Origin of the sequence: Microcystis sp. M53602_WE12 (genome assembly GCF_030065455.1) — a bacterium.
Taxonomy (GTDB): Bacteria; Cyanobacteriota; Cyanobacteriia; order Cyanobacteriales; family Microcystaceae; genus Microcystis; species Microcystis aeruginosa.
On sequence record NZ_JASJFB010000287.1, the window covers coordinates 1 to 3,079 of the forward strand.

5 protein-coding genes are annotated in these 3,079 nt (G+C 43.3%); 4 read left to right on the forward strand and 1 reads right to left on the reverse strand.

Going from position 1 to position 3,079, the window contains the following annotated elements:
• The first annotated feature begins 143 nt into the window (after positions 1 to 143).
• Entirely contained in the window at positions 144 to 1,259 is a 1,116-nt protein-coding gene (locus tag PX482_RS10350) for a TIGR03032 family protein (RefSeq protein WP_288025936.1), read from the forward strand.
• Between the two features lie 88 nt (positions 1,260 to 1,347).
• On the opposite strand, the gene PX482_RS10355 is transcribed toward PX482_RS10350, so the two are convergent.
• Positions 1,348 to 1,488 carry a hypothetical protein gene (locus tag PX482_RS10355; RefSeq protein WP_216628906.1) on the reverse strand — a complete coding sequence of 47 codons (141 nt, stop codon included), beginning with the start codon at positions 1,486 to 1,488 and terminating at the stop codon, positions 1,348 to 1,350.
• 184 nt (positions 1,489 to 1,672) lie between these two features.
• Between PX482_RS10355 and PX482_RS10360 the strand changes: the two genes are divergently transcribed.
• From PX482_RS10360 to PX482_RS10370, 3 genes are all read left to right on the forward strand, one after another.
• Positions 1,673 to 1,933 (forward strand): hypothetical protein, encoded by a 261-nt coding sequence (locus PX482_RS10360; protein ID WP_002733873.1) that lies wholly within the window; start codon positions 1,673 to 1,675, stop codon positions 1,931 to 1,933.
• A 5-nt stretch (positions 1,934 to 1,938) separates the two neighbouring features.
• The gene (locus tag PX482_RS10365; RefSeq protein ID WP_002761361.1) at positions 1,939 to 2,346 is read left to right on the forward strand and encodes a type II toxin-antitoxin system VapC family toxin; all 408 of its coding nucleotides are present in this window, start codon (positions 1,939 to 1,941) and stop codon (positions 2,344 to 2,346) included.
• A gap of 348 nt (positions 2,347 to 2,694) precedes the next feature.
• On the forward strand, positions 2,695 to 2,985 hold the full coding sequence (locus tag PX482_RS10370; protein ID WP_288122405.1) for a DUF4347 domain-containing protein: 291 nt from the start codon (positions 2,695 to 2,697) through the stop codon (positions 2,983 to 2,985).
• Positions 2,986 to 3,079: the final 94 nt, after the last annotated feature.

A 3,079-nucleotide genomic window follows, 5' to 3' on the forward strand; every position in this document is an offset into this window, starting at 1 on the left:
CCCCATTAATACCAACTGAAACCCATCAGCACCTCCCTTATTAAGGGGGGCAAGGGGGGATCAAACCTTATTAAGGTTAGTCAACAAACCATAGACAATAATCAATTATCACAATCGATTCTAATCCATGCAAAAAAAACTCTATGGACAGCTTGCCGCCCAAGACTAACCAGTTTTCAGATACCCAAGAGCCAGCAGCGAGTCCATCTCAGCGCCAAGCAGTGCCGGTCAATTATGAGTACAGCCTCAATCTGCCGGAATTACTCAACCAGCTTGACCTCTCAGTGTTGATTTCCACCTACCAAGCGGGACGAGTGGCCAGCATTGGCACTTATCAAGGACAAATACGGGTGAGTTTCGCCCATTTTGACCAAGCAATGGGTTTAACCCGAACCGCTACCGGAATTGCTGTGGGCGCTCGTCAGGCAATTTGGAATTTACCCGCTAATCGAGAGATTGCCCCCCAGATTAAACCCGAAGGGGAACAGGATATCGCCTTTTTAGCTCGTTCTTCTCACCTCACCGGTCCGATTATGGGTCATGATTTGGCTTTTGGCAGTAATCGCCTTTGGGTGGTCAATACCCTATTTAACTGTCTGGCAACCATCGAAGGAAATTGGAGTTTTCTCCCCCAGTGGAAACCGCCCTTTATTACCGAGTTAGTCCCCGGAGACCGCTGCCACCTCAATGGCTTGGCTATGGCTGAAAATAGCGGCACTCCCGTATATGTAACGGCATTGGGGGAAACCAACGAGGAAAGCCTCTGGCGAGAGAATAAGGCCCAGGGCGGATGCTTAATTGATGTGCCGAGGGGAGAGGTGATTTTGCGGGGTTTAGCTATGCCCCATTCTCCCCGTCTTTACCAGGGTAATCTCTATTTTCTCAATTCCGGTTATGGAACCTTGAACCGTTGGCATCCCCAAACTGGCAGCACGGAAATCATCGCCGAATTGCCCGGTTTTACCCGGGGTTTAGACTGTTGGGAAGGTCACGCCTTTGTCGGGTTGTCCCAAGTGCGGGAAACGGCGGTTTTTGGCGGTTTACCCCTGGATGAGCGGCGTAATCAATTGCGGTGCGGGTTGGCTATCGTCAACCTGTCCACCGGTCAACTGGTGGCAACTTTTTGGTTCAATAGCGGCGTGGAGGAGGTTTTCGCCGTCTCCGTCCTGCCGGGCTACCGCAACCCGGCACTGATTGGACCAGACACCGACCTCGACGGCACTCAATCCGTCTGGATGGTGCCTTCTTTAGGGGCTTAATTTTGTAATTTTCACCCTATTATTCAGGAAAAAATCATGTCAACTCCTTAAAATGACTAACCCTACTATCTTAGAAGAGCTACTAAAATTAGCAGCTACTGCTAATTCTCTCGCAGAATTTAAGCAGTCTTTGGCAAAAATCAATATCTAGAAAACCGGTTTCTTGAAGAAACCCGTTTTCTGGACTTGTGGCCATCGCCTTCTCGCCATGACCCGCTAAAATTGTCATTGTGAGGGAGTAATTGAGAGACAATCTTCAGAAACCCGTTTTCTGGACTTATGGCGAATCACCTGAATCAGTGAACAGTTGCCTTTTGGTAACTGATTCAGGTAATTGCATTTGCGTCTCTTGGTTATAATTCACAAACAGGCTATAATGTTAGTAAAACAACGTTAATCTCTAAGGTTTATCAATGACTCAAATATTGATCGAAATTCCCGACGAATTAATATCTCGTTTGCAAGAACAAAAATCCTCGGTTCAAGAGATTGTTATCAAAGCTTTGGAAAATTATGTTCAAGCTGAATTACCAGATATTACTAAGACTCGTACTTGGGAACTTTGTGGAAGTTTAGAAATTGTCCAACCTGAGCCTAAATATATTATCGGACAAGATAATCGGGGTCAAGTTGTAACTAACTACGCTGAAAACATCGATGAAATTATTTATTAAAAATTGTGGACAAAGAAATTATTGTTGATACTTCTGCTTTAATTGCCTTTTTTGTCAAATCTGAAACTCATCACGAAAGCGCTCAAAAATATTACTTAGAAAATCCTCATAATAATTGGATTATTCTGGAATCGGTATTCGATGAAACTGTGACTTGGATTCGGAGCAAGGTATCTAGTCGAGCCTCAATCCAAGTGGGTCAAATACTAAGAGAAGATCATCGTTATATCAATGTGTCAGATAGCGATGATCTGGCAATATGGGAAGCTTTCTGTAAGTACAATGATAAAAAATGGAGTTACACAGATTGTTCTATTTTAGTTATGGCTCATCGTTTACAAATATTTAAGGTATTCGCTTTTGATGATCATATTCGTCAAATGGCAGGATTAGGAATTGTTTGTGTCCCATAAACTAATAAAAATACAATTTATGAACGTCGTTCAGATTGCATATCTTGCAACAACCCACGAAACTGAGAAAATGGGGGCTCTTCTCGACTTTGTGTGATAATTTTTGCTTATGTAATCGTGAAATGCTTATCGGGCAACACTTTTAGGACTATTTTGTCGAAGAAACTATCAGTATAGACCTCGTTTCCACACAGAAACCAGAAGAGCCAAATGGGTTTCTCAAAGAAACTATTTAGAAAACGGGTTTCTTAAAGAAACCCGTTTTCTGTAAATTTTTGTTATATCCCCCTTGAAAAATTGGCGATTGTTTGCACAAAATAGTCGCATTAATCTTTTGCAGTTAACGTCATGACTTCTACCCTGTTGCCGGGCTTTCCTGCTGTTGACGATGTTTTGTTCAATTTTGCTCAATCTGATGGCTTGAGTCAAGCTAATCAGGTGAATAGTGCGAGAAATCAGCGTTTAACCGCTACCGTAGTTTTCCTCGATGCTGGTGTTACCGATTATCAAAGTCTCCAAGCTGGGGTAATCCCTGGAGTCGCCACGGTTATTCTCTCTCCCAACGAAGACGGAATCGAACAAATATCCGCTTTTTTACAACAAAATCCCCAGATTACCACCATTCACCTCTATTATTAAATCGGTGCGTTACGCTATCGCGCTTCACCCCTAAGAGTAAGCGGACAACTCAAATGAACCAAACAACCGCCAATTATGATGAACCCTGGAAAGA

Coding starts and splice junctions, on each gene's coding strand:
- PX482_RS10370 (WP_288122405.1), top strand. CDS start 2,695: ATGACTTCTACCCTGTTGCCGGGCTTTCCTGCTGTTGACGATGTTTTG.
- PX482_RS10350 (WP_288025936.1), top strand. CDS start 144: ATGGACAGCTTGCCGCCCAAGACTAACCAGTTTTCAGATACCCAAGAG.
- PX482_RS10355 (WP_216628906.1), bottom strand. CDS start 1,488: ATGACAATTTTAGCGGGTCATGGCGAGAAGGCGATGGCCACAAGTCCA.
- PX482_RS10360 (WP_002733873.1), top strand. CDS start 1,673: ATGACTCAAATATTGATCGAAATTCCCGACGAATTAATATCTCGTTTG.